The organism is Pedobacter sp. V48 (assembly GCF_000523515.1).
In the GTDB taxonomy this organism is placed as follows: Bacteria; Bacteroidota; Bacteroidia; order Sphingobacteriales; family Sphingobacteriaceae; genus Pedobacter.
On record NZ_AWRU01000032.1, the window covers coordinates 476583 to 496731 of the forward strand.

Sequence of the window (20149 nt, forward strand, 5' to 3'; positions counted from 1 at the left end):
TTTCCTTAATACCAAATATTAAATTAGGTAACCTAAAAATTTCGCCAAATAAGATCAACTTTGCTATAAATCATATAAACGTTACAAAAAAACGTCCTCACCAGCTTTTGCTAATGAGGACGTTCTTAAAAAGAATAATTTTATATTCTTATGCGTCTAATATTTTGAATACGCCTTTACAAGCGATGATAGCACCAATTAAAAGTATTGCCCATGAGATAATAGACAATGTGGTAGAGTCACCAGCAAAGCGTAAAAATACGCCCAAAATACCAACTAAAATCCCAACGGTCATCAACTTATAAATTGAGATCTCATTAGCTCTTTTCATGCTTTCTGTATTGTGTTTTGGTGTCTGTTCCATTTTACTGTTTTTATTTACTGCGCAAAAATAATATTTTTTAAACTAATACAGCATATTACGCTGATCTTTTTAATCAATCAATTTTATCCGTTCAAAGCAGCTGCACCACTTACAATCTCTGTAAGCTCTGTGGTAATTGCAGCCTGACGAGCCTGGTTGTAAGAAAGCTTTAAGGCTTTCAACAAGTCACCCGCATTTTCAGTTGCTTTATCCATTGATGTCATACGGGCACCATGCTCAGAAGCATGAGAATCCAATATAGCTTTGAACAATTGAATCTTAATTGACTTAGGTATTAACTGCTCAACTATTTCCTCCTGAGAAGGCTCTAAAATGTAGTCCACGTTAGTAGATTTCTCTTCTGCCGCATCCTGCCCACTAGTTAATGGAATTAATTGTTCCGTTGTTAAAATTTGAACAGCAGCATTTTTAAATCTGTTGTATACCAATTCAACTCTATCATAATCGCCTTTGGCAAAGCCTTTCATGATAGCATCAGTGATCTTGGTTACATTTTCAAAAGTAAGATCAGCATATACCTCGTTATTGTTTCCAATTACGTTGTAGCTACGTTTTTCGAAGAAATCCTGAGCTTTCTTACCTATTGCTACTATACTTACATTACCATTTTTTAACTGTTCGCTATACTTCTCGGCAATTAAATTATTAGTAGTTTTAATTACGTTCATATTAAACGCGCCAGCTAAACCACGGTTAGAAGAAACCACAATGATCAAAACCTTGTTAGGCTCACGCTCTTGTATAAAAGGTGATGATGATCCCTCTAAATTAGCAGAAAGATTTCCTAAGATCTCTTTTAGCTTGGTAGCATAAGGACGTAACTGTATGATAGCATTAGTTGCACGCTTCAACTTAGCAGCCGAAACCATTTTCATGGCTTTGGTAATCTGCTGAGTAGATTGTACCGATGCTATTCGAATTCTTACTTCTTTTAAATTAGCCATTCTTCTTTATCTTCAGTTCAGCTTTATTAGTATTTACTTGAAAGCTCTTTAGCCACAGTTTCTAATACTCCAGTGATTGAATCATCTAATTTACCAGCTTTTAAAGCTTTTAAAGTTTCTGGATGACGCAACTCTAATTGTTGTAAATATTCCGCTTCAAACTCTCTTACTTTATTTACAGGAACTGAACGCATTAAGTTTTTAGTACCGATGTAAATAATAGCAACTTGTTTCTCAACAGTCATTGGAGAGAACTGACCTTGTTTCAAAATCTCTACGTTACGTGAACCTTTATCAAGAACTGACTTAGTAGCAGCATCAAGATCTGAACCGAATTTAGAGAACGCCTCTAACTCACGGTATTGAGCCTGATCTAATTTTAATGTACCTGCAACTTTCTTCATCGATTTGATCTGCGCGTTACCACCCACACGTGATACCGAGATACCTACGTTAATTGCCGGACGAACACCAGAGTTGAACAAGTTACTTTCTAAGAAGATCTGACCGTCAGTAATTGAAATTACGTTGGTAGGAATATATGCCGAAACGTCACCGGCTTGAGTTTCGATAATAGGTAATGCAGTTAATGAACCACCACCTTTAACGATACCTTTTAATGATTCCGGTAAATCGTTCATTGCTTGTGCAATCTCGTCATTCGAGTTGATCTTAGCAGCACGCTCTAATAAACGACTGTGAAGATAGAACACGTCACCTGGATAAGCCTCACGACCTGGTGGACGACGTAACAACAATGACACCTCACGGTATGCAACAGCTTGTTTAGATAAATCATCATAAACAATTAAAGCCGGTCTTCCAGTATCACGGAAAAACTCACCTATCGCTGCACCTGAGAAAGGAGCATAGAACTGCAATGGAGCAGGTTCAGCAGCAGAAGCAGCAACAACTACTGTATATGGCATTGCACCGTTCTCTTCAAGAGTACGTACAACGTTTGCTACAGTACTTGCTTTTTGACCGCAAGCTACATATATACAGAATACAGGATTACCTGCTTCATAAAATTCTCTTTGGTTAATAATGGTATCAATACAAACAGCTGTTTTACCGATCTGACGATCGCCAATAACAAGCTCACGCTGACCACGACCAATAGGAATCATCCCATCGATAGCTTTAATACCAGTTTGTAAAGGCTCAGTTACCGGCTGACGATAAATCACACCAGGTGCTTTACGCTCAATCGGCATTTCGTAAGTTTCACCTAAAATAGGTCCCTTACCGTCGATTGGCTCACCAAGCGTATTAACAACACGTCCTAGCATACCTTCACCAACTTTAATAGAGGCAATTTTCTTAGTACGTTTAATAGTATCACCTTCTTTGATTTTGTCCGAAGGGCCCAATAGAACCACACCAACATTATCTTCTTCAAGGTTCAAAACAATACCTTGCAAGCCGGTTTCAAATTCAACTAATTCGCCCGATTGAACTTTAGTTAAACCATAAACACGGGCAATACCATCACCCACCTGCAATACGGTGCCAACTTCTTCAAGTTCTGCTTCTGATTTGAAGCCCGCCAATTGTTGCCTGATAATTGCCGATACTTCGTCTGGTCTTACCTCTACCATAATTTTATATTATTTCTTTTGTAAATTCAGTATATGTTATCTCTTATTATATTATCTCAGGAATTAAACAATTCCCTGAGCAAATTCCTTTTTAAGTTTATTTAAACCACTTGAAATACTTGCATCAAATTGTTTATCTCCAACTTTTAAAATAAAGCCACCAATTAATTTGCTATTAACTTTTTCTTTAACAACAACTTCATTAGCGCCTACTTCTTTTTTAACAATAGCTACAATTTCAGCTCTGCTTGCAGGTGTAAGTTCAACTGCCGATGTTACATCTGCAGTAACTATACCTTTAATAAAGTTGTATTGAGCAATAAAAGCTTTTGCTGTACCAAACAAAATCGCAGAACGACCTTTGCTTACAACCAATTTCATAAAGACTTTTGTAACCTGATGAACCTTAGAGCCAAATATATTTTCTAAAATTCCGGCTTTTTTATCTAAAGGAACTATAGGGTTTTTAAGGATAGCTTCTAATTCAGAATTATCATTAATTACTCGTTCTAAAAGAACCATATCATTTTTGATTTCTTCTAAAGCATTTTGCTCTGTAGAAAGATCTATTAATGATTTGGCGTATCTCGATGCTGCTTTATTTTCTGACATTTTCTTTGGTATATCTAGCTAAACAAACTATCAATTAGTTTAATTCAACATCTTTTAAAAGATTAGCAACTAAATCCTGCTGTTTTGCTTTATCTTCAAGCTGGCTACGTAATACACGCTCAGCAATCTCTAAAGATAAAGTTGAAACCTGACTCTTAAGTTCTGCTAAAGCAGCTTTCTTTTGATTTTCAATTTCAATTTTAGCTTTCTCAATTAACTTAGCACCTTCGTTATGAGCTTGCGTTTTAGCTTCATGAACAATACTATCTTTTAGGGCTTTAGCCTCTTTTAAGATATGATCGCGTTCAGCACGGGCTTCTTTCATCAACTCCTCGTTCTGAGCAGTTAAACGAGCCATCTCATGTTTCGCAAGTTCAGCCTTATTTAAAGCTTCATCAATTGATTGCTCACGTTCATGAATAGCAGCAAGAATGGGTTTCCATGCAAATTTCTTAAGCAATATTAATAAGCAAACAAATGCGACTGCTGTCCAAAAAACTAATCCTATGGTAGGGGTTACTAATTCCATTTTATATAATACTTTAAACTTATTCTACTTTATTAAGGCAGGTAAATAACCAATCGTTAAATACCTGCCTAAACTTTTTCAGTTTGAGTTATTAAACACCTAAGCCTAATAATGCAACTACCACACCGAATAAAGCAGCACCCTCAATAAGGGCAGCAGCAATAATCATTGCAGTCTGAATTTTTGATGCAGCTTCTGGCTGACGAGCAATACCTTCCATTGCTTTTCCACCTACCTGACCGATACCGATACCGGCACCAATTACTGCTAAACCGGCACCTATCGCCGCGATTGAACCTACCATAACTAATTTAATTTATATAATTTGTAAAAAATAGTTTCTAATTAATGATGCTCTTCTACTGCCATACCAATAAACAAGGCAGTAAGTAATGTAAATATAAAGGCTTGTAAAAATGCTACCAGTAATTCCAACACATCCATAAACAATACGAAAGCAACAGATACCGGCGCAATAGCCAATGTTTTAAAAATAAATATCAATGAGATCAAACTCAATACGATAATGTGACCTGCAGTAATGTTAGCAAACAAACGAACCATTAATGCAAAAGGTTTAGAAATCACACCTACAACCTCAACTACAACCATAAGTGGCCATAACCAGAAAGGTACGTTAGGTAAAAAGATGTGCTTCCAGTAATATTTGTTACCGTTGATATTCACAATAATCATGGTAAACAATGAAAGAACAAATGTTAATGAGATGTTACCAGTTACGTTAGCACCTCCCGGGAAAATAGGAATTAAACCTAAAACGTTATTAATCCAGATAAAGAAAAACACGGTTAACAGGTAAGGCATAAACTTAGCATGCTTATGTCCGATATTTGGTTTAGCTATATCATCTCTTACGAAAATAATAATTGGCTCAACAAATGATTGTAAACCTTTAGGTGCTTTACCAACGCGTTTCTTATATGCACCGGCAACTGATATAAATATGATCAGAATAACTGCTATTGCAACAAACATTGCAGCAACATTTTTGGTGATAGAAAAATCAAGAATTTTAGATGAAGCTGCCTCGTCTACCTGGCCATCGGCTCCAACAATTTTAATCTTGTCTTCAACCAAACGATAAGTGTTTTTCGATCCGGTATAATCATGCTCACCATGATGAAAGTTACCAGAAGAGAAAAATTCTACACCAGCTGGAGTGTATAATATTACAGGAAGAGGAACTGAAAGGTGACCCCAAAGATGCCACATATGCGAATCCGCAATGTGCTCCATAATTACCTTGGTTGGTTCAAATTTCTTCTCACCATGCCCGGCGCCATGAGCACCTTCAACATGGGCCGCAGTTACGGCAGTATCAGCAGAAACAACTGCAGTATCCGCTTGAGCAAAAACTCCAGACGAAACCGACAGAAACGCTAAAAAAAGCGCAAAAACAACAATTAACCTTTTCACTTTAAACTCAAAAACGTGGCTACAATCCATTTAGTCGCAGATTTTTACTATTTATTTTGGTGGCGCAAGTTACGTAACAAAGAGTATATTTCAAAGAAGCTGAACAATAAATATAAAGAAAAAAAATTCAGCACAAAAATCAGCCCCTTTTCCTTAGCATTTAGACTGTAAATCAGCACAAAAGCCAAAGAAAAAAACATTTTCACTGCAATAGACCCCATAATGGCCATTATTCCAACTTCAGGATTACGTTTAAGGCCCAAATCAACACAGAAATAAGCGATGTAGGTTATGATAGCAAAGAAGAAATATACCAGCCAGAATTTACTGGTCAAAATCCGGGTATCGGGAAAAACGATTGGCAACAGGTAGGCTATACCAGCCAAAACAACACAATAAAATAAGTAGGAAATAGTAAAACGTGCTAGGCTCAAAATCTATATTTTTTACAAAAGTAGGTATTTACCTTGGCTTAAAACAATAGACTTCAGTTTTTATTCAACTGTTTTACAACCTGATACATGGCAGCCCCAACGCCTATCAAACTAAATACTGCAGTAATAATACGCGTTTTACTTCCTCTGTATTCATCAATTTTATAGCCTATAAATGCAAAAACTCCTATCGTAGCAAGCATTTGAAAACTAATTGAAGAGTATTTAGCAAATGTGTTTAAGCCTTTTTTCTTTTCCTCAGGATCTACCATAAAGTGATATATTAAATAAAATGGGTTTTGTTAAGAAGTTATTGATGAATAAAATACTTTTGTATATATTTTGTTTTTATTAAGCATCAACTTAATCTATATTTTTTGAAAAATTACGCGATCTACAATTTAAAGATAATATTATTTAGCTTATGCCTCTGCATAATATATTCCTGCAGCTCTCAAAAAGATACCGCTTCGAGCAGGGGTATGCAAAACTTAACTGCTCGCTATAATTATATCTATAACGCTAAAGTTCTCTTAATAAATCACCAGCAGGAAATTACAGAAACTCATGTTGATAATTACGATCAGATACTACCGGTTTATTTAGGTCCTGAAACCGACAACAATGAAGTAAGCACCTCTCTGAACCTAAAGCCAATGGATGATATTGTTAAAAAAGCCCAAACAATCATCCTGGAAAAAAGCCACAGCAACTATATTGACGACGCATATATATTGTTAGGGAAAGCCAACTTTTTTAATGGCAACTATTTTAACGCTACAGAATATTTTGATTATACTGCTAAAACTTATAAAAGCAATGTAAATAGCCAACTGGAAGCACTCAATTGGAAAGCCCGCAGTCTTATGCAGCTAAAAAGAATCAGTGAGGCCAATAAAGTATTGGACACACTGGAATCTATTCTTCCAGATATTAAGAAGAAAAGCAACCTTGCTGAACCATTTGCCACACTTGCCCAAATGTGCATTTACCTTGATAACAATGCTGCTGCCATTTCCTATCTAAAAGATGCAATTAAAGCTGGTACAGGCACAGATAACAGAATACGTTGGACCTACATACTAGCCCAGCTTTATGAACGACAGAAGAACTACCCTGATGCATTAATAAACTATAGAAAAGTAGTAAAAAGTAATGCCCCTTTCGAAATGTATTTCAACGCTAATCTTAATCAAATTAAGCTAAGAACACTTCAAGGAGGCCCGCAGAAATCGAATAAACAGGGTCAATTACTCGCACTCCTAAAAGACGACAAAAACCTGGATTACAATGATCAGGTATATTTTCAAATCGCTGAAAGCCATGCTGAAGATGAAGAATATACTGAAGCACTAAAAAACTATCATTCATCTATTCAAAAAAGCACCACAAATCAATATCAAAAGGGCCTTAGCTATTTAAGGATCGCTGATTTAAACTTCAAAGTTTTTAAAGACTACCTTAAAGCCAAGTCTTATTATGACAGTACGGTTAATACCCTTCCTAAAGACTACCCGGGATACGAGCTTATTCTTAAGAAAAACCGAAATCTGCAATATTTAACCAACAGGTATCAAATTATAAGCGTCGAAGACACCTTACAAAGCATTGCAAAATTGCCAGAGGCAGACAGGGATGCAAAAATACAACAGCTTGCAACTCCCGTAGCCACAACTCAACAGTCTGCAAACACCAATTCAGCTTCAACAGCAGGTTACCAACCAAACTATGGCCGTAACAACACTGCCCAGCTACAAAGCTCTTTTTATTTTAGCAATCCAGCTGCAGTAAGTATAGGATTTTCAGACTTTAAAAGAAAATGGGGAAATAGAAAGTTAGAGAACAACTGGCGTCAAAGCATTAGAACCTCGGCTCAGGAAACTTCACAGGAAATTGCGAATAACATTAGTACCTCAACTGAGCCCGACGAAACTGCCCCTGTTGTTAAAGACCCTCAAACCCTAATAAAACAATATACCGATGCGTTGCCTGTTACACCGGAACTTCTTGCAAAATCCAATCAAAAGATCATTGATGCTTACTACGAAATAGCAAGTTTCTACTTACAGGAACTCAATAGCCCTAAAGAAGCAGCAGAGGTTTATCAGTTGTTATTGAGTAGATTTCCTACCAACAATCATTTGGCAGCAACCTATTATAGCCTGTTTTTAATTAACAAGGGTGTTGATGAAGCAAAATCTGCAGATTTCAAGAACAAAGTTTTAAAAGATTTTCCTTCGTCCATGTATGCGAAAATCATTATAGATCCTTCATTCTCTTTAAAGCAATCAGAACTTGAAACGGCAACAAACAAACAATACAACGATCTATTTGAGCAGTACTTAAAGAAAGATTTCAATACCGTAATCAATCGTGTAAATGAAATCTCGAAAAGTAGCACGAGCAGTTTCCTTGCGCCACAGTTTGCATACTTAAAAGCAATTGCAATTGGGAGAACAAACAAAGTAGATGCCCTGTTAACCGCTTTTAGTAGCATAACTGAGCAATTTCCAGATGACAAACTGATCACTCCTCTTGTTAAGGAAAATGCAACTTACATCAATGATCATCTCTCCGATTTTCAGAAAAGGGATACTGCACTGATAGATTTTGATCCTAACGAACCGCCTTTTTTCGGCCCGGTCAAATCAATGCCAGCCGTTGCCAAAGCGCCGGAACCAGTTACTTCTCAAAAACCAGATCAAACTGCAAAAGTTCAGGAACCAGTTAAGGCTGCATCCCCTCAGCAAGGAACTCCAGATATGCCTAAAGCTGCCGAAGTAAAGGTCGACGGCCCATTCAGCACAGCAACATCAACAGTTTACTATTATGTAATAGATGTATCCGATGCCTCATTAACACTAAGCTCGTCACGTTTTGGTATTGGTCAGTTTAACCGCGGAAACTATGGCGGCAGTGGTCTAAAACACCAATTAAAAGAATTTGACAATGATCAACTCATTTATGTGGGGAACTTTACTAATTTTGACGAGGCAAAAACCTATGCATCCGGAATCACTCCACAGCTAAAACAAATCATGAAAGTTCCCGTTAATATCTACACAAGTTTCATCATCAGCAAAGAGAATTTCGAAAAACTTACCAGTAAAGCTTTGCTGGATAAGTACATAGAATTTTATAAAAACAACTATTAAAAATGAGGAAAGCACTTTCGCAGGAAGACATCAGAAAGTATAACTTTACATTATGGAAATTATTAATCGGGGGAATAATTCTCTTTTCCCTGTTTATCATTTGCATCGGGTTTGGATTATTTGGAGAGCTCCCATCATTCAGAGATATTGAACACCCTAAAAGTAACCAGGCATCAGAAATTGTAACTGATGATGGCAGGGTTCTAGGCACCTATTTTGTGCAAAACAGATCAAATGTTACCTATCCGGAAATCTCAGAAAATGTAATTAATGCATTAATTGCAACCGAGGATATCCGATTCAGAGACCACTCAGGTATCGATTTCAAACGTACCTTTACTATATTTTTTTATGCCCTTGTAGGTAAAAAACAAGGGGGTAGTACAATTACCCAACAGCTTGCTTTAAACCTGTTTTCTGAAGAAGGAAGACAAAAAAACTTTGCAAAGCGTATTTTACAGAAGTTTCAGGAATGGGTTATTGCCGTAAAACTTGAGCGTAACTATACCAAAGAAGAAATTATAGTCATGTACCTTAACACTGTAGAATTTGGCAACCAGGCATATGGCATCAAATCCGCCGCAAGAGTTTATTTCAACACTACCCCAGATAAACTAAGCGTTTCACAAGCAGCAACGCTTGTCGGTATTCTTAAAGGAATCACCAGGTACTCACCTACACGTAACCCTGAGCGGTCTTTAGCCAGAAGAAATACAATTATGGGATTAATGCTAAAAGAAAACCTGCTTACCCAGCAACAATTTGATGTGGAGCAACAAAAACCACTCGGCTTACACTTTAGCGCAGCAACTGTTAACGACGGCATTGCGCCATATTTCAGAGCTGTTTTAAAGAATGACATCAGAAGAATATTTGAGGAGCGTTCTATAACAAAACCTGATGGAACTCCGTATGATCTTGACAGGGATGGGTTAAAGATAATTACAACCTTAAATTACGACATGCAGGTTGCAGCTGAAGACGCGCAAAAGGAATACATGAAAACCCTTCAGCAGTCGTTTATAAACAGCTGGAAAGGGCGAAACCCATTCAAAGGAAAAGAAGCCCAGATAGAACAGGGTGTTAAAAGATCTGACAGATACAGAGCTTTACAGCTTGAAGGTAAATCGGAAGCCGAAATTAAAGAAGACTTTAATACTCCTACCCGTTTAACCATCTTTACCTGGAAAGGAAATATAGATACCCTAATGAAGCCTATTGATTCCGTAAAGTACTACAAAATGCTTTTAAGAAATGCAATGATGGCCATGGATCCGCAAACAGGATATGTTAAAGCCTGGGTTGGTGGCATTAATTACGAGCACTTTAAATACGATCAGGTTAAAATGGGTACAAGGCAGGTAGGTTCAACAGCTAAACCATTTACCTATGCCGTAGCAATTGAAAACGGTTATTCTCCGTGCTTTTCTGTGCTTAACGAACCGGTTACAATAGAAGTTCCGGGAAGTCCACCATGGACTCCACGTTCCGGCGGTACTGTTCCCGGCTACCTGACTTTGCAAAAAGGACTTGCGCTTTCGCAAAACTATATTGCTGCTTACCTGATGAAACAAGTAGGCCCTACTGCAGTAGCTACACTAGCTAAAAAGATGGGTATTACATCAGAAGTACCAGCTTACCCGTCCATATCTCTTGGTTCATTCGATGCTTCTGTTTATGATATGGTTGGCGCTTACAGTGTTTTTGCTAATAAAGGTATTTGGACAAAACCAACCTATATTCTAAGAATAGAAGATAAAAACGGTGTGGTCTTACACAGCGAAAAACCAATCCCTGTTCCGGCAATGAACGAAGAAGTGGCCTATGTGATGACCCGTATGCTTAGAGGTGTAGTTACCAACGGAACTGGTTGGAGGTTAGCTGGCAGGTTTGGCATCAAAACTCCAATTGGCGGTAAAACAGGAACAACACAAAACAATTCCGATGGATGGTTTATGGGAATCAGTCCGCAATTGGTTGCAGGTGTATGGACCGGTTGTGAAGACCGTGCATTTCACTTTACCAGTACTGCACAAGGTGATGGAGCTACAACGGCTTTGCCTATTTTTGCCGGCTTTATGAAACGTGTGTATGCAAACCCTAAATTAAATATCTCTAAAGCAGATTTCGAACCTCCTAAAAGCGGTGTCTCCATCACTTTTGACTGTAACCAGTATCAGCAGCAGGAGCAAAAAACTGAGCTTGATGAGAAATTAGGTTTTTAACCAACTTAACCTACCTTAGTGTCAATGAGTGCTTTTGAATATAAAAAGGCTGTTAGTGATATTCCTCATAAACCCGGCGTATATCAGTTTTGGGATACCGAGGGCATTCTAATTTACATTGGTAAGGCAAAAGACCTAAGAAACAGGGTTGGCTCCTATTTCAATAAGGATAATCAAATGAATGGAAAAACAAGGGTACTTGTTTCCAAAATCAGAAAAATATCCTTTACCATTGTTGATACTGAAATTGATGCCTGGCTACTCGAAAACAGCCTCATAAAAAAGCATCAGCCAAGGTATAATATCATGCTTAAGGATGATAAAACATACCCATGGATCATCATCAAAAAGGAAGCCTTCCCGCGTGTATTCTGGACAAGAAAAATGGTTAAAGATGGGTCTACCTATTTTGGCCCTTATGCCTCTGTTGGCATGATGCATACCATACTTGACCTAATTAAAGAAACATACCCACTTCGTACCTGCAACCTCCCGCTTACCGATAAAAACATTAACGAAGGCAAATTTAAAGTTTGCCTGGAGTATCAGATCGGCAATTGTAAAGGCCCTTGTCAGGCTTATCAAACGCATGACGATTACGACAATAGTATAGAGGAAATCAAGGATATCCTTAATGGAAAAATAGGAAATGTAATACGAGATGTAAAGCAGGTTATTAAAAACTCTGTTGAACAGCTAAACTTTGAATATGCCCATCAATACCAGCTAAAGTTGCAGGTACTTGAAAAATACCAAAGTAAGTCTACTGTAGTAAACAGTGCCATTACCAATATCGATGTAGTAAGTATTGCTTCCGATGAGCGGTATGCTTTCGTAAATTACCTGAAGGTAATGAACGGTAGTATTATTCAGACTCAAACCATCGAAATCAAGAAACGATTAGATGAAACTGATGAAGAATTACTGACCATCGCTATTACAGAATTTAGAACAAAATTCCACAGTACCTCTAAGGAGATCATTGTACCTTTTGATATCGTGCTTCTCGATAACAATCTGAAGTTCACTGTACCTAAACTGGGTGAAAAGAAAAAGCTACTTGAGCTCTCTCAAAAGAACGTATTGTTTTTCAAAAAAGAGAAGTTAAACCAGTACGAAAAACTCAATCCTGATTTAAGAACTGACCGCATCCTTACGCAAATGCAAAAGGATTTAAGGCTAACTCAATTACCAAAACATATAGAGTGTTTTGATAACTCCAATTTTCAGGGCCAGTATCCGGTATCTGCAATTGTAGTTTTTAAAGATGCCAAGCCATCAAAAAAAGACTACAGGCACTTCAACGTGAAAACAGTTGAAGGGCCTAATGATTTTGCCACAATGGAGGAAGCTGTTTACAGACGATATAAGCGCATGTTAGAAGAAGAAGGAACATTGCCCCAACTTATTATCATTGACGGCGGTAAAGGCCAGTTATCATCAGCATTAACAAGCTTAAAAAAACTGGGTATAGACAAAAAAGTTACCGTAATTGGAATTGCCAAGCGTTTGGAAGAATTGTATTATCCCGGAGACTCTTACCCACTTTATCTTGATAAAAAATCTGAGACCCTAAAAGTGATTCAGCAACTAAGAGATGAAGCGCACAGGTTCGGTATCACCTTCCATAGAAAAAAACGAGATCAGGGAACATTAAAAACCGAACTGGAACAAATAGATGGTATAGGCAAAACCACTGCCGATAAGTTGTTAAGACATTTCAAGTCGGTAAAGAAAATAAAAGAGGCATCAGAAGCAGCACTTGCGGAGGTGTTAAACAAAAAACAGGTACAAACCCTGCTCAGTCACTTCAAACAATAGGATATAAACTTTACGCAAAAGTATAGAAACATGTCATCTCGACTTTAGGCGAGATCTCTTGAACTATTCAAGCAAGAGATCTCGCCTAAAGTCGAGATGACGAAAAAGTTAAAACAAAATCTGTTCTAATACTCCCAAAGACTCTGTTCAAAATCAGAGATCGATTTCTTTATCCGTTCAGACTCATAAAGCTTTCTAGGATCTTTAGGATCAGTAAGTCCTAACATGTCCGTAATATTTTTATTTCCCGGATTGGTTTCTTTAACAACATAACTCGAGAACAATCTTCTAATAAAAAAGTCATCAAAAGTTAAAGTAGAAGCATCATTACCTGGATTGTTAAGGCGTTTTTTACTTAACAGTTCACGGGCATCATCATAATAAACCCAAAATACAGGTTGCCAATGTCCTTCAACCTCTTTCATTGGCGCAATACCAACTATTCTTGGTTCAAAAATAGAACGCTTAGAATCCAGAATCCAATCTTCCTTTATTCTGTATTTTAAAAACTCATCTGATCTTAATCTTCTTAAAGAAGGTTCAGCAATTTTACCCGTTGCAGAATCAGCTACGCCTTCACTTACCCCTCTTGCACTTTGCAAAGCCTCCTGGGCAGTCAAAGCAATGCGAAACGAATCATTATCATCCAGAATCTTCCCGGCGGTAGTATCTTTATTAGAATATACAGTTAACTCTTCATTACCAATCGCTTCCAGTAAAATATCAATTAATTTAGCATCTTCAGCTTTAAGAACGGAGTTAATAGTGTCTCTTAAATCAATTTCACGCCAAATTCTTTTGGCATAATAAACATCCTCTTCCCTTACATCTGCATATGGAACCATCACATTACTATCGATGTCCTTTCTTACCGCAAAGCCATCCTTTGGAGGTGTTTTAATCTTAGTTTTCTTAAGCGAATCCACCTTAGCCGGAGCTGCAGGAACCTGTGCAAATGCACCAATACTTAACAACAATAATGCAACAATACCTAAGACATTTTTCATAATATTTTATTTTGCTACAAATGTAATTCCGTCTAAAACTTTTTGTCTTCCATCTGGCCCTTCGCAAACAATATCCTTAAAGATAACAGTTGCATTTGGTTTAATAGAATTTAAAGCCCCTTTAATCTGTCCGTTAAAACCACCACCATTACATGAAATGGTAACCGCATCGGCTTTTGGGTTAATAAAGGTAGCAGAAAATCTGATTACCCTGAATTTAACATCGAAAACGAAATCTTCAAGCTGTGTCTCAATTCCCCCGGCACCTTCTAACCATTCCAAAGGAACATTACCTCCGGCTTTTCCTTTTACATATGCTCTTGGTGTAGGCAATCCTTTAACTCTGAATTGCTGAGAACCCAGATTTAATGTTTTACCTGCATTAGTAGCAGAAACATTAATGCTTAAAGTTTTACCAACCTGTCCACCATCAACATTAACAGTATACTTACCATTACCGCCAGAAATAGATCCACCTGAAATAGAAGCACGAACACTTTCTAAAGGAAAACCAGCTGCAGAAACAGAAAATGGATTAGGGATCCCTGCATAAATAACATTCATTTTATCTGGCGAAACCGTTGCAGAAGGCTTAGCTACCTGATAGCTTTGTTCAGCAGTAGGATATTCTTCAATCTGTCCGTCGGTTTGTCTAACGCGGATGATCGCTTTCCATCTAAAAACACCAACACTGCCGGTGCTACCAGAATAAGTTCCTTTACCCTCTTTAACAGACAAAGCGTTTCCACCAACCGAAATTTCCGGATTAGATCTAGAGTCACTAGCCGTTAAGAAAACCTGAGCGGTATACGGCTGACCTTGTACCACATATGAACTTGGCGCTACAGCAACCGCTTCAAACTGATCTAAATTTACAAGTGCTTTATCCATGTTGCCGAATAATTTCTTTACAATCTCAGCTTCTGCATTTTTAACATCAGACTGTATCTTAGTTAAAATTGTATTTGCAGCAGTAAGCGGAGTACCTTCACTAAAGTTAATGTCCTCCCACTTTTTATTGCCGTTGATATTTTTCTCAGCGTCCTTAGCCTCAAGGGTAAAGGTTACACCTGCACGATCTTTTTTATCCAGCAAGGCAATTAATTTCTCACGGGTTTCATTGATCTTAACTTTAAGCTTCTGCCCCTCTTTCTGATTAATCATAATACCCTGCGCAATATCCAGATTTGCTCTTTCCACAAGATCCCCAGTCTCCTCATCAATCCCTTTTCCTTCAGCATTAAACTTATCTTTCAGCTTCTGTACGTAATTATTCAACTCATCAGCATATGCTTTAGCTTTATTGGCCTTTTCCCATATTGGCTGAGCCCTTGCCGGCTCATCTTTAAGTTTCGTGTTTTGAAATGATGTAAATAATTGCTCAATGCCTGTATTTACGTTAGTTTTTGAACTAACTAAACTATCATTGATATTTTTAAATGCATTTAATATAGTATCTGATACGTTTAGGGCGAGCATAGCTAACAATACCAAATACATGATATTGATCATCTTCTGCCTCGTTGTCTGTTTTCCTGCGGCCATTCTAAATAGGTCTGTTTGGTTAATTAATAAATAAAATAATTACTAACTATCCGCGTGGCTGGTTCATAGCAGATAACATATTGCCATAAATAGCATTTAAAGATGACAGGTTTTTAGCCAATTTGCCTACTTCATCTTTAAACTGTTTAGAATCTTCCATTGATTCATTAAAGTTGTTCATCGTAAGCGATAAGTTCTGGTAAAACTTATTCATAGATTTCAAATGAGCACTCGAATCCTGTAGTTCTAATTCATATACAGCATTTAAAGCCGACAAGTTCTTAGCCAATGTATTTACCTGCTCATGGTAAGACTTAGAGGCAACATTGCTCTCGCCCATTTCTACCAATTGAGAAGTAGCCCTTTCAAATGCATTGTTGAGGCTATCAAAGCTTGCCGAAGCACCTTTGATTTTACCCGTAAATTCAGCTGTTGCAGTTGAAACATCAGCTACATTAGATATAGCAGCAACTTTATCGCCAAAAGTACGTAAACCCGTACCCAGGCTTTCGATCAATTCAGGGCCAATTTTAGCGTCTACAAGCATCTTATCTAAGGCCGCAGTTGAAGAAAAACTTGCAGCAGGCGCAGCAACCGGTCTGGCCGAAGCTTTAGGAAGTTCACCATCAAAATCGTCTCTTAATTCAGGATATACCCTTTCCCAGGCTGGTTCTGGATCAGGCTGAATAAATCCGGTTAGTGCAAAAAGAATTGCTTCTACCCCTAATCCGGCACCAATCATATAATTACCCCAAACACCACCCAGGTGCAGGATTTTGAAAAGTGCTCCAAGAATTACCACACTAGCACCAAGCGATATAGCTAAGTGCATCTTATCAAATTTTCTATTTGCTGCCATTTTATTAAAATAAGGATTTTCGATTTTTGGGTTTTGTTCGTTTAGTTTTTATAAGAAATATCAGTTCCAGGATATGAAGAAATACATCTGAAGCCAATATAAGATCTTGCTTCATCCTGATACTCATAAGTACCAACAGCGTTTTGCAGGAAGAAACCTATGTCTTTCCATGAGCCCCCCCTTACAACCTTACGTTTTTTGTATTTGCTGTCGGCAGTTTTGGCTACATATGTAAAATTAGGATTAAAATCGTGCAGCATTGGCGCTGCTGATGGGTTGTAAGCTGTTATGGTCCATTCTGCAACATTACCAGCCATATTATATAACCCGTAATCATTCGGAAAATACGATTTTACGTTTACAGTATACAGTCCACCATCATCTGAATAGTTTCCACGTCCAACTTTAAAGTTTGCCTGCATGCATCCTTTAGTGTTACGCACATATGGCCCGCCCCAAGGATATTTTGTTTTCACATTACCGCCTCTGGCAGCATATTCGAACTGAGCATCGCTTGGTAATTGGTATTCAGGTCTTGAGTTAAGCGGTTGTTTCCTTGCTACCGCTACTGATTCATAGAAGCGCGTACGCCATACACAAAATGCAGAAGCCTGCTCCCAGTTTACACCAACTACGGGATAATCGTCGTAAGACGGATGGTTAAAATAAGTTTTAACCATTGGGTCATTCTGCGAATACGAATAATCCACTTTCCAAACCATCGTATCCGGATAAACTGCAATAGATGGGTGGTGATTAGGATTAGAAGGATCAGGCAAATCGGTATAGGTAACAATAAAATCCTGTCTCTTTTTAGAAGGATCATTTCTTCCTTCAGCAGCAAGGTCAGTGCTTACATAGCTGTAAGCATATCTTAATTTTCTGATATCAATTTCATTTCTTCCGGGAATCGCATCCGCTCCGCTATAATACATGTCGGTTAGCTTACTGCCGTATCCGCCATTTTTATTACTCCACAGTTGTGAACCGTTACCAACTTTTCTCCAGTCGATATTTCTTGTCCCACCAAGAGGAGTTGAGCCTGCCGGTCCTTGCGGTTGTGCCTGAAAATAGTTCGGCGCACCAGATGGGCCTAAACTAGTTACAGCAATTGAATCTCTTACCCAGTTTACAAACTGCCTGTACTCAGCATTTGTAATCTCGGTTTGATCCATAAAAAATGCACTAAAGGAGGTCATTTTACTAGGCGAGCTCTGAGAGTTATTAATGTCCTCATCAGATATACCTATAAGGGTTCTGCCAGGAGGTATGTAAACCATACCTAAGGGGATCCTATTATTTCTGAATTTTTTATTGTATACACCAACCAGTTCTCCCTGGCCTCCCTTTCCGCAACTAGAAAGTAATATTGCAACAATAAAAAAACCTAATAAGTAGCTGTTTCTCATAATTAGCGTCAAGCAATTTCCTAACAATTTTATCAATAATGATTGATATATACAATTATTAAGGGGGAAAATATGCTTAAAAACTAAAATGAACAGAATTTAGTTCAAATGAACTCAAAAAATATAGTTTAACGAAATAACGATTAACTTTATGTTAATCGTTATTTGTTAGACTTTTTAATATAGTTTTCTATAGCCATAATCATAGAAGGAGCCTCCGGTGAAGGAGCTGCAATGTCTACAATAAGGCCTGCATCTTTAACAGCTTTATGGGTATTTACTCCAAAAGCGGCTATGCGAGTATTGTTCTGTTTAAATTCAGGGAAATTAGTAAATAACGATTGAATGCTTGATGGGCTAAAGAACCCGATCACATCATAAAAAACTTCGGCCAGATCAGAAAGATCCGAAACAACTGTTTTAAATAATACAGCCGGAGTAAAATCATAACCATTCTTCTGCAAGAAATTCATAGTATCCTCAGTAGCTACATCAGAGCAAGGGTAAAGGAACTTTTCACCTGCGTGTTTTTTCAAAACCTCAGCTAAATCTGCCGCAGTTTGCTTTCCAAAAAAGATCTTGCGTTTTCTATACTGAATGTATTTCTGCAGATATAAAGCAGTAGATTCTGAAATACAAAAATACTTCAGATCGGCAGGAACTTCGTACCTCATTTCTTCACAAATTCTGAAAAAATGATCAACGGCGTTTCTGCTGGTAAATACCACGGAGGTGAAATCACTTAATGTAATTTTATCCTTTCTAAAATCCCTGGCAGGTACTCCTTCAACATGAATAAATGATCTGAAATCAATTTTCAAGTTATACTTTTTTGCCAAATCAAAGTAAGGAGATTTCTCTGTTTCTGGTTTCGGTAATGTTATTAAGATACTCTTTACCTTACGCAACCTATCTTCTGTCTTTTCTTGCATTTTACAAATTACACGGTTATAATCCTATTGCCTTGATTAAAATTAATATAGGGCAAATTTCGAGGGCACAAAAGTACAAAAACAAATAGACTTTTGAAAATCGATGATGAGATAAAATATTAACCCCTGCCCTTATGAACTGAAAAGCAAAGATCACGCCTAAAAGTATAAAAGAGATCGCAATGTAGTATGGACCATACTTTAAGGGGGATAATGCGAATGCAATAACCAGTGGAATGAAGATTAAAGAGAGGTTAAAATAACTCAAATATAATATTGTAACATATTCATTAACCGGCTTCTGAATGTCAAAAAGGTACCCTAATATCCTTAAAATAACTATTTTCATGATATATAAAACCACAATAAGAATAGAAATGCTCAGGTAAAACTGGAACCCTGTACCCGGAAAGGAGATATGATAAAAGCCAGAAACTAGGTAAAAAAACATACCTATTGTAAAACCAAACTGAACAAATAAGAGCAAAAAAGGCCACGATGTAAACAGATTATCTTCTTTATTAAGATTGTTCAAAACCCTGTTACTAAAAAAGGATTGTACAATTGTTTGTAACTGTTTATTAAAGGATATTTTTAAAACTGCAAACAAAACCAAAAGCAAGGCTACTATAGCTGGAACCCAAACTGAGCCCTTTGGCACTGGTTTGCCCAATCTGTATTTACTCACCTTCATTGCGGTAAGCTCTCTATATCTGTTAATAAGATCAGAACGGCCTACAACATTTGCCTTAATTATGCTATCCATAATCATGTGTTTACGGATCATTGAATCAGGAAAAAGCCAAGTGTGGGTCATTATCGAATCCGTAACAAATTTCTGACGGGCAAGAAAAGCCGGATCCTTTACAAATTTGCGGGTGTAAGTAATTGACGCTACAACACTATCCGCTGTCTGTGGTACTGTCTGTGCATAAGTCTGGCTATAGCCGAAGGCAAAAAATAAGGAGACAATTAGTATAACACGACTCAAATTCATCGCTCCAAATTTAGATAAAACTTTTGAAGATCGTACCACTAGCATTGGTAATGAGCCCCAGCTGGTTCCACACTGGTTTGAAACTGCTTCGGGATTGGTGCGGGTAAGGGTACCTTTTTTCCCAGCCAATCTGCTCTCAGTTGCTCATTCTGTCTTGATTCAGTCCAAGCCCAGTTTCCTTACAGCACGGTCTGAATACATAACCAGATATACCTTTTCTATAGTAAAAAAATACTTATCTTTAATTAACCCTATAA

Annotated in this window: 17 protein-coding genes; 3 read left to right on the plus strand and 14 right to left on the minus strand. The window is 37.5% G+C overall.

The features are described from left to right. Window positions 1–148: 148 nt before the first annotated feature. The 8 genes from N824_RS24160 to N824_RS24200 form a co-directional block, all read right to left on the minus strand. Window positions 149–364 (minus strand): hypothetical protein, encoded by a 216-nt coding sequence (locus N824_RS24160; RefSeq protein ID WP_048907658.1) that lies wholly within the window; start codon window positions 362–364, stop codon window positions 149–151. 83 nt (window positions 365–447) lie between these two features. Then, on the minus strand, window positions 448–1329 hold the full coding sequence (atpG, locus tag N824_RS24165; RefSeq protein ID WP_048907659.1) for an ATP synthase F1 subunit gamma: 882 nt from the start codon (window positions 1327–1329) through the stop codon (window positions 448–450). Window positions 1330–1355: 26 nt separating this feature from the next. After that, window positions 1356–2930 (minus strand): F0F1 ATP synthase subunit alpha, encoded by a 1575-nt coding sequence (gene atpA / locus N824_RS24170; protein ID WP_048907660.1) that lies wholly within the window; start codon window positions 2928–2930, stop codon window positions 1356–1358. A 63-nt stretch (window positions 2931–2993) separates the two neighbouring features. After that, complete coding sequence (atpH, locus tag N824_RS24175) at window positions 2994–3542, minus strand: ATP synthase F1 subunit delta (protein WP_048907661.1); 549 nt, start codon at window positions 3540–3542, stop codon at window positions 2994–2996. Window positions 3543–3576: 34 nt separating this feature from the next. Further along, the gene (locus N824_RS24180) at window positions 3577–4071 is read right to left on the minus strand and encodes a F0F1 ATP synthase subunit B (protein WP_048907662.1); all 495 of its coding nucleotides are present in this window, start codon (window positions 4069–4071) and stop codon (window positions 3577–3579) included. A 91-nt stretch (window positions 4072–4162) separates the two neighbouring features. Next, entirely contained in the window at window positions 4163–4375 is a 213-nt protein-coding gene (gene atpE, locus N824_RS24185; RefSeq protein WP_048907663.1) for an ATP synthase F0 subunit C, read from the minus strand. A gap of 41 nt (window positions 4376–4416) precedes the next feature. Beyond that, window positions 4417–5538 carry a F0F1 ATP synthase subunit A gene (atpB, locus tag N824_RS24190; protein WP_048907664.1) on the minus strand — a complete coding sequence of 374 codons (1122 nt, stop codon included), beginning with the start codon at window positions 5536–5538 and terminating at the stop codon, window positions 4417–4419. A 457-nt stretch (window positions 5539–5995) separates the two neighbouring features. Then, on the minus strand, window positions 5996–6214 hold the full coding sequence (locus N824_RS24200) for an AtpZ/AtpI family protein (protein WP_048907666.1): 219 nt from the start codon (window positions 6212–6214) through the stop codon (window positions 5996–5998). 210 nt (window positions 6215–6424) lie between these two features. Here N824_RS24200 and N824_RS24205 point away from each other — a divergent pair, with 210 nt between their 5' ends. Genes N824_RS24205 through uvrC form a run of 3 tightly spaced genes read left to right on the plus strand, consistent with a single transcriptional unit; the run spans window position 6425 to window position 13143 of the window. After that, a complete protein-coding gene (locus N824_RS24205) occupies window positions 6425–9097 on the plus strand; it encodes a lipopolysaccharide assembly protein LapB (RefSeq protein ID WP_235207264.1) in 2673 nt (890 codons plus the stop codon). A gap of 2 nt (window positions 9098–9099) precedes the next feature. Next, a complete protein-coding gene (locus tag N824_RS24210; RefSeq protein WP_048907668.1) occupies window positions 9100–11322 on the plus strand; it encodes a penicillin-binding protein 1A in 2223 nt (740 codons plus the stop codon). A 24-nt stretch (window positions 11323–11346) separates the two neighbouring features. Continuing rightward, window positions 11347–13143: an excinuclease ABC subunit UvrC gene (gene uvrC / locus N824_RS24215; protein WP_048907669.1), complete on the plus strand. Its 1797-nt coding sequence runs from the start codon at window positions 11347–11349 to the stop codon at window positions 13141–13143. Window positions 13144–13268: 125 nt separating this feature from the next. Here the strand turns inward: uvrC and gldN are convergent, their stop codons facing one another. From gldN to N824_RS24245, 6 genes are all read right to left on the minus strand, one after another. Beyond that, on the minus strand, window positions 13269–14150 hold the full coding sequence (gldN, locus tag N824_RS24220) for a gliding motility protein GldN (protein WP_048907670.1): 882 nt from the start codon (window positions 14148–14150) through the stop codon (window positions 13269–13271). A 6-nt stretch (window positions 14151–14156) separates the two neighbouring features. Continuing rightward, complete coding sequence (gene gldM, locus N824_RS24225) at window positions 14157–15695, minus strand: gliding motility protein GldM (RefSeq protein WP_048907671.1); 1539 nt, start codon at window positions 15693–15695, stop codon at window positions 14157–14159. Between the two features lie 46 nt (window positions 15696–15741). Further along, window positions 15742–16554: a gliding motility protein GldL gene (gldL, locus tag N824_RS24230; protein ID WP_048907672.1), complete on the minus strand. Its 813-nt coding sequence runs from the start codon at window positions 16552–16554 to the stop codon at window positions 15742–15744. Between the two features lie 41 nt (window positions 16555–16595). Next, window positions 16596–17963, minus strand: coding sequence for an SUMF1/EgtB/PvdO family nonheme iron enzyme (locus N824_RS24235; RefSeq protein WP_048907673.1), 1368 nt, complete (start codon window positions 17961–17963; stop codon window positions 16596–16598). Window positions 17964–18124: 161 nt separating this feature from the next. Beyond that, window positions 18125–18895 carry a uroporphyrinogen-III synthase gene (locus N824_RS24240; RefSeq protein WP_048907674.1) on the minus strand — a complete coding sequence of 257 codons (771 nt, stop codon included), beginning with the start codon at window positions 18893–18895 and terminating at the stop codon, window positions 18125–18127. Window positions 18896–18911: 16 nt separating this feature from the next. Continuing rightward, window positions 18912–20021 carry a DUF4271 domain-containing protein gene (locus N824_RS24245; RefSeq protein ID WP_235207266.1) on the minus strand — a complete coding sequence of 370 codons (1110 nt, stop codon included), beginning with the start codon at window positions 20019–20021 and terminating at the stop codon, window positions 18912–18914. Window positions 20022–20149: the final 128 nt, after the last annotated feature.

What these genes read in the sequence shown, in the direction of transcription:
- N824_RS24160 (WP_048907658.1), bottom strand. Translation starts at nt 364, where the DNA reads ATGGAACAGACACCAAAACACAATACAGAAAGCATGAAAAGAGCTAAT.
- atpG (WP_048907659.1), bottom strand. Translation starts at nt 1,329, where the DNA reads ATGGCTAATTTAAAAGAAGTAAGAATTCGAATAGCATCGGTACAATCT.
- atpA (WP_048907660.1), bottom strand. Translation starts at nt 2,930, where the DNA reads ATGGTAGAGGTAAGACCAGACGAAGTATCGGCAATTATCAGGCAACAA.
- atpH (WP_048907661.1), bottom strand. Translation starts at nt 3,542, where the DNA reads ATGTCAGAAAATAAAGCAGCATCGAGATACGCCAAATCATTAATAGAT.
- N824_RS24180 (WP_048907662.1), bottom strand. Translation starts at nt 4,071, where the DNA reads ATGGAATTAGTAACCCCTACCATAGGATTAGTTTTTTGGACAGCAGTC.
- atpE (WP_048907663.1), bottom strand. Translation starts at nt 4,375, where the DNA reads ATGGTAGGTTCAATCGCGGCGATAGGTGCCGGTTTAGCAGTAATTGGT.
- atpB (WP_048907664.1), bottom strand. Translation starts at nt 5,538, where the DNA reads ATGGATTGTAGCCACGTTTTTGAGTTTAAAGTGAAAAGGTTAATTGTT.
- N824_RS24200 (WP_048907666.1), bottom strand. Translation starts at nt 6,214, where the DNA reads ATGGTAGATCCTGAGGAAAAGAAAAAAGGCTTAAACACATTTGCTAAA.
- N824_RS24205 (WP_235207264.1), top strand. Translation starts at nt 6,425, where the DNA reads ATGCAAAACTTAACTGCTCGCTATAATTATATCTATAACGCTAAAGTT.
- N824_RS24210 (WP_048907668.1), top strand. Translation starts at nt 9,100, where the DNA reads ATGAGGAAAGCACTTTCGCAGGAAGACATCAGAAAGTATAACTTTACA.
- uvrC (WP_048907669.1), top strand. Translation starts at nt 11,347, where the DNA reads ATGAGTGCTTTTGAATATAAAAAGGCTGTTAGTGATATTCCTCATAAA.
- gldN (WP_048907670.1), bottom strand. Translation starts at nt 14,150, where the DNA reads ATGAAAAATGTCTTAGGTATTGTTGCATTATTGTTGTTAAGTATTGGT.
- gldM (WP_048907671.1), bottom strand. Translation starts at nt 15,695, where the DNA reads ATGGCCGCAGGAAAACAGACAACGAGGCAGAAGATGATCAATATCATG.
- gldL (WP_048907672.1), bottom strand. Translation starts at nt 16,554, where the DNA reads ATGGCAGCAAATAGAAAATTTGATAAGATGCACTTAGCTATATCGCTT.
- N824_RS24235 (WP_048907673.1), bottom strand. Translation starts at nt 17,963, where the DNA reads ATGAGAAACAGCTACTTATTAGGTTTTTTTATTGTTGCAATATTACTT.
- N824_RS24240 (WP_048907674.1), bottom strand. Translation starts at nt 18,895, where the DNA reads ATGCAAGAAAAGACAGAAGATAGGTTGCGTAAGGTAAAGAGTATCTTA.